Source organism: Thermococcus sp. PK, assembly GCF_000430485.1.
GTDB classification, from domain to species: Archaea; Methanobacteriota_B; Thermococci; order Thermococcales; family Thermococcaceae; genus Thermococcus_A; species Thermococcus_A bergensis.
On sequence record NZ_KE387149.1, the window covers coordinates 320,549 to 326,774 of the forward strand.

General features: G+C 49.0%; 4 protein-coding genes and 2 pseudogenes. 2 read left to right on the forward strand and 4 right to left on the reverse strand.

What is annotated here, in order from left to right:
* Positions 1–93, reverse strand: a pseudogene (locus THEPK_RS12960) (IS982 family transposase); the annotation flags it as partial.
* A gap of 43 nt (positions 94–136) precedes the next feature.
* On the opposite strand from THEPK_RS12960, the gene THEPK_RS03655 reads away from it, so the two are divergent.
* Both THEPK_RS03655 and THEPK_RS13655 read left to right on the forward strand, forming a co-directional pair.
* The gene (locus THEPK_RS03655) at positions 137–2,404 is read left to right on the forward strand and encodes a hypothetical protein (RefSeq protein WP_042698470.1); all 2,268 of its coding nucleotides are present in this window, start codon (positions 137–139) and stop codon (positions 2,402–2,404) included.
* Entirely contained in the window at positions 2,401–4,443 is a 2,043-nt protein-coding gene (locus THEPK_RS13655; protein ID WP_042698473.1) for a UvrD-helicase domain-containing protein, read from the forward strand. Before THEPK_RS03655 ends, THEPK_RS13655 begins: the two co-directional genes overlap by 4 nt.
* A gap of 33 nt (positions 4,444–4,476) precedes the next feature.
* On the opposite strand, the gene THEPK_RS03665 is transcribed toward THEPK_RS13655, so the two are convergent.
* The 3 genes and pseudogenes from THEPK_RS03665 to THEPK_RS03680 all read right to left on the reverse strand — a co-directional run.
* Positions 4,477–4,905, reverse strand: a complete 429-nt coding sequence (locus THEPK_RS03665) for a hypothetical protein (RefSeq protein WP_042698476.1) — start codon at positions 4,903–4,905, stop codon at positions 4,477–4,479.
* An 87-nt stretch (positions 4,906–4,992) separates the two neighbouring features.
* Positions 4,993–5,529, reverse strand: a complete 537-nt coding sequence (locus THEPK_RS03670; protein WP_232194522.1) for a sulfite exporter TauE/SafE family protein — start codon at positions 5,527–5,529, stop codon at positions 4,993–4,995.
* Positions 5,530–5,533: 4 nt separating this feature from the next.
* A pseudogene (locus THEPK_RS03680) lies at positions 5,534–6,226 on the reverse strand (transposase); the annotation flags it as partial.

Here is a 6,226-nt window from a genome sequence, read left to right on the forward strand (position 1 = left end):
CCTGTGAGTGTTTTTCGGGTAGTGTTTGCTGATTATCGGATAGATTTCGGATTTTATGATCAGGATTTCCTGCTGAAAGTTCATAACAACCACCAATCAACCAAAAGACTTAAGTGCTTATAACTCTAACGATCTAATGGGAACTAGGGTAATCTTGGGCATCCTCGAAGACGTCGTTGACGTCGAAGGGGCTGATGGCAAAAAGTTCCTTGAAGCAGTAATTGACGATAACGTGGCGGACGTTGCAAGGGTAGCAAGGCTACCTGGAATCCCCAACTCAAAACTGGCATACCAAGTGCAGAACAACGAACTGATATTTGACCCAGAGGCTCTCATGGAGACAAGGGTGCTTTTCCTTCACACCGAGAGAAATGAGCTTTTCGACCATAACGGCCTTGAAGTCGACCCTCTTGACACGGAGTGGTTGCTGAAGGAGTACACTAAATCACGGAAAGCCAAAAATGCGGGGAGAATCAGGGCCGCTGGGGTTGTCTCCGGCATCTCAAACTTGGACGAGGAATGGAAGGCTGCCGCTGAAAGAGCAGGGCTACAGGATGTGCTCTTGGAGGCAAGGGAAAAAGGACTTACCTTTGTTGAAGTCGAGGACGATGACACACTCCAAGCCCTGAAGAAAAAGATACTCAGGATTTACCCACCAGAGGGCATAAGGCACGACTTTTTCCTCAGATTTCCGAGTTTTCTGCTACTCAGAGGCCTCGGTCCGCAGGCGGTGATGAAGGTCTTTGACATGGCACTCAGAGATGCTGTAGCTCTGGGATGGGAGAGCGAAGCGGAAGTCAAGGACAGGATCAGGACCACGGTTGATGCTATAGTTAACTTCATCCGATGGAGGAACGGGGAGGAGATAGCTCCCATACCTGCCGGCTGGAGGGGCTTGTTCTTCGAGGACGAGGAGGGCAGCAGGCTTAACCCCAGGTGGACACCGCTCAAGGAAAGGCTCAACAGCCTTCCAGAAGAACTAAAGAAGGAGCTTGAGATTGGTGACATCGCCGATGAAAGAGGGCTCCACAGACACGTAACGAGCACAATTGCCTCACTGGCAATTCTCGTAAAAAGCATCGTTCGCGGAGCCAGTTCAGGAGCTGCAGATGAATCAGATGGGGCTCTCAAAGAGCTCCGCGAGAAATTCAACCCCCCAGAGGCCAAAAACATCCATGAAGAAGTTCTTTACGGTGTCGCCAAGGTATTTTTGCGCAAGGAGATAGACGAGGACGCAATAGTTCCACTTTGGGAACACCTTTACGAGTTCTACGGGAAAATGCTGAACCCCGCGTCAGAGCAGAGCCCGCTTGAGGGAATCATAAAGCTCAGGGAGGAGACCAGCGCGAGGCCTTCCAACACCGTATTGGTCTTCAAATTCAAGAACGGGCGCAGGGAGGTCATAAACCTAGACCGCATGAAGTGGTACCTGCTGGCAATAAAAGAAGGTAAACCCGTTCTTTCAGACGGCAAGAACATGAAGAAACCACCAGTTAAGATGTTCGCCGGGCTCAACGAGGCCTTCAGGATTGCAGGTAAACCTCTGTTCATCGAGCGCGAGGAAATCATCGAGAAGCTTACCCGGGCCTTTAATGAACACAATCCGTGGCTGTTTGAGGCTCGCTACTCACGCGAAGTAAGCAAGATCATGTATGGCTACTACGCCATCGTTTACAGGGCATTGGAGAGCGCCATCGCAAGAGCAGTAGCATGGGCTGAGTTCGAAGTATCCAGCAGCTTGGAGAGGGCCGTTGCCCAAGTGTTTGAGATTCTACTACGCGCCAGGCTTATGATAAGCAAGAGTGTCACGGAGGTCAGCAACTACGACGTCACACTAGTCCCAGAGAAAGGGAAGCTCGTCATCCCAAGACAGGTTCTGCTGAGCCTCTTCAAGGAAGCAAAGGAAGTCATTGGAAACGTCAAGTTCGAGGAAGTCCACAAAGCCCTTGAGGAAGTTTTCCAAGCCGGGGAACTTTACGTTTACGGTTCAGACTTTAAAAATAAGGATGTCGCTTATGTTGTTCCTCTAAAAAAGCTCAGGGAGGTGGGTAAGATGTTTTTGGCGAATTCGGATGGGTTTTTCAATGTATTTGAAAGCGAAGCAAGGCTTGCTGAGGAGGAATACCGCAAGACGAAGGAGCAGGCCGTGGACATGGGGTTCAGGATGCTGCTTGAGTATGGAGAACTAAGGTTCGAGGATATGAGGTTCTTCGTTAACGACTCGGTAACTGCCCGAGAGGTCTGGGAAGCAATACAGGAGGTAGCAAGGCGGTTAGGGCACAAGATTGTGGTCAATGGAGACTATATGAGGCTTGCTCTGCCGGAGGAAGTTGAGGAGGTGGAGGTCATAGAAGTTGGAAAAGTTCCTGATTCAAACAACGCTATTGGGGGTGGTGCGGAATGAAGAGGCGTGAAATCGCCATTATCGGTCCGCCAGGAACTGGTAAAACCACTCATTTGATATCCATTGTAAAGACACTAACAGAAAAAGAGTCAACCTGGGAAGACAGAAAGAGGGCAGAGGCCATCCTTGGCGACGTCGAAGGCCTCCAAGGAATGTACAGAATTGATGAGATACTTTACCTTACTTTCTCAACAGCAGACGAAAAGGACGTGTACGAGCGCATAACGGGCCAGAAGGCAGACACCACTAGGAATGAAAGGGTGGGTATGCGCAACCAGATTAGAACGTCCCACAGCTTGGCGCAAACTATCCTTTTGTCCAACAACTCTGAGGGAGAGGGCTATTTAAACGACAAAAAAGCGGTGATCAACATGCTCCGCAAATACCGGGGACGCCCGTTCAAGTACTTTGCCTTTCAAAATGGGATAGAGTACGATGAGACGGACTATCAGAACACACTGGGTAACCTTGCGGAGCAGGCTTACTCTGAGGCCATAAACACTCTCTCCAAGAAAGACTTCGAGATGTTGAAGCTAAACCTCGACGATGTGCAGAGATACAAGGGGGCTCTTAAGCGGGCGATACTGCCGAAGGTTAAGAAAATCGCCGGGAAGGTCTACTGGTACAACCCTGGCAGGCAAAAGCGGCTCGTGTGGGCGGTGGAGCACTACATTGACTGGAAGGCTACCAATGGAACCTTGGACTTTGACGAGATAATCCTGAGGGTCTACCTAAGGGGATACACACTTAAGGACACGAAGAAGACTAAGAACGTCAAGGTTTTGATCATTGACGAAGCCCAGGATCTTGGAGAGCTAATTCTCAAAATGATACGCCAGTTGATAAAAGAAAGCGATATTGAGCTGGTCATCTTTGCAGGGGATCCTCTACAGTCGATCTACAGCTTCCAAGGAGCCTCGCTGGATGCCTTCTTAAAGGCCATCAAAGATGCGGAGAAGCGCGTCCTAGAAGAGTCACGTAGACTAACAAAAGACATCCGGAACCTTGCACTCAGCGTGATACCAATTGAGATCTTGAGGACGCTTAGGGCCTATGGGATCAATTACACGTTCAAGGCAAGGGAGGGGAACTCAGAGATAGAGATTATCGACAGCAGGGGCTATGATGTAGATGTAGCGGTGTTGGTTCCTGAACTTGTGCCAAAAATACTGGATGTAGCGGAACGCGACAAGATAGTGTTCGTGCTGACCAGAACAAACAGGGATGCCTATAGGGTGGCAGAAGGGCTTGTGGAGTACGGCATCATCCCCCTCTCGCTGAAGAGGAGGGGAGGTTTATATGAAAAGAGCCTTTCAGTGCTTCAGGCACTTGAGAAAATCAAGAATGGAGAGCCTCTAAGTGAAAAGGAAGCCGAGACATTTTTGCATGCAACGATCTTTGGAACTGCAATCTACCATGCAAAAGGTTCCACCAAAAAGGCCCGTCAGACAATCTTTGAGCTGGCAAAGAAAATCCTCATGGGACAGGCAGACCCAGATGCCCCGAACTATGGCATTAAAGGGCATCTCGGAGTCCTTCCGCTACCACATGACTTCAAGGATGTTTTCGAGCTCAGCAGAGCAAGAGCTCCAGTGCCTTCACTGCTGATGTCTGGAAGCCTGAGAAGCTTGCTGAAGAAGCTCACGGTAGCCCCGGAGGATTTAATTGACTTTTACATCGTGGGAATCCATCATGGAAGAAAGGTCGCTGACTTCCTAGAGGACGTTATATACGGAGGCAAGAAGTTGCTCTCCGGCGCTATCTATGTGGACACAATACACGCAGCTAAAGGGCTGGAAGCGGACGTTGTGGTCTTGCTGAACCCGATCCACCTAAAAGCATACATACCATACACTGGTGAAAAAGAGCGCATAGAAGAGGAACTAAGGCTCCTCTTCGTGGGAATAACACGGGCCAGAGAACACCTGATAATATACATGAACGACTGGTCCCTTGGGGGCCGTGCCCTTTTCAGGGGATATCTGCCGTCCGATCCCCACCACGGGGGGAGGATGCTGGGGATTTCCCCTGTCTTTTGATTTTTTATTTTTAAAAACAAAAAAGAAAAAAAGTTATCGGAGCTCCAAAGTGTAGATCCTGCGTGATTCAGTTTCTTCCTGGAGCTTGAACACAACGTACTGTCGTCGTTTTTTGAGCAACTCTGGGAGGTAGTCGTACAGGTCCCCAATGCCTACCACCAGTACTGGAATGAAGCGTTGCGGATACTTGCCGTTCTGGAGTTTCAGCCGTAGCGGCTTTTTCGGGCTAACCTCAATCCTGAGCCTGTTGAGGTACAGCCGCAGTGTGTCCTTTGCTCTGGTGTATTTCATTATTGCTTCGCCACGCTTTGGCTCTGTGTCGAGGGTTTCTGCTACCAGTGAGACAAATGCACTTACTGGCATTTCGAGCTCTATGATGTTCTTCCATGCTTTGGTCGGCCTTAGCACTTCAATTGTTGGGGTTCCATTTCGAAGGTATAGTATTACTTGTTCTGCTTTCATTGCAACCACTGCTGGGCAGGACGAATGTTGGGTGGTTAAACCTTTCGGAGGGATCAAAAATGTGCACTCGCGTGTAAATTATTTCCTCTAACGCCCGAGAAGTATCAAAACCCCAATAATCAGGATTATCACGTTGATAATTTTCTTTAGCTTTTCCCTATCTGCTATCGAGTTTACATGAGTTCCCAAATAAACTCCTGGTACAGTACCGGCTACAAGCAGAGCAGCCAGAGAGTAATCCACACTCCCGATGGAGGCATAATTCAAGAAGCTCAGAGAAGACAAAGCCAGGCCATAAACTATCGTAACCCCAACAACCTCCCTCGGATTAACCCTTGCAAGGTTCATCAAAGTGAAGCTAACAATGACCCCAGCACCAACCGACGTAAACTGAACAGCTAAGCCAACAACAAACCCCAGAACGTATAGATACTCTCTCCTAGGTCTTATTGGGGTTTTAATCTCCCCCTTAACCAAGCTCAAGATAGATGTTACCAAAAGCACGCTCCCAAGGAGAAGTGTGAGGTAATCGTTTAAAACGGCCTTATCAATCTTTCTCAGAAGTAAGTTCCCTAGCACTATAGCTGCTGACCTCCTCCCCGCCCTGAAGGGCGAGGGTTCCAACGAGTTAACCCCTCGCCATTGGCAGGGAGGTTTGAGGGGTTTCATTTAGACCCAAGTTAAAGCGGGTCTTCGACCCCTCGGGGAGGGTCTTCCCCCCGTTACCCCTCCTCTGAGCATAAAGGCCGCCCAGATTCGGGGTTATCTTTTCCACAGCCTTCTTTAAAATGTTGAAAGCACCAATCAAATCCGCGTTAAAGTCAAGCCCCGTCGCGGGACACTTAAACAAACCACGAACAAAGCGGGCCCCTCGTGGGGCTTCCCGCAAACGGGGCAGGTTTTTGAGGTGAAAGCCTCATTAACAACCTGAACAACGATGCCATATTCCTCAGCCACTTCCTTGAGCCTTTGAATCACAGTATTGAACCGCCAGACGTGGGAGAGGAGGAAGTTCTGCTTTTCACCCCATTCAGAATTTCTCGCAATGCCCTTTGGATAACCAACTACAATCGTAGAGACGCCCATTTCGTAAAGCCCTTCAACAATCTGCCTGACTGCAGTATTAATGTAGTGCCTCGCCTGTAGTTTTGGCCTTTTGATACATTCTTTTCAGTTTCCTGCTTGTCTTGTAGCCGGACTTGTTGAGCTTTGATTGATACTCAGCTAATCCTTTTTGCCAGTAGAAGGCGATGCTCTTGAGGGGTCTTCCATTAACGAGAAAACTTTCCCCGGTCTCAACATAAACAGCCATTAAGTTGTT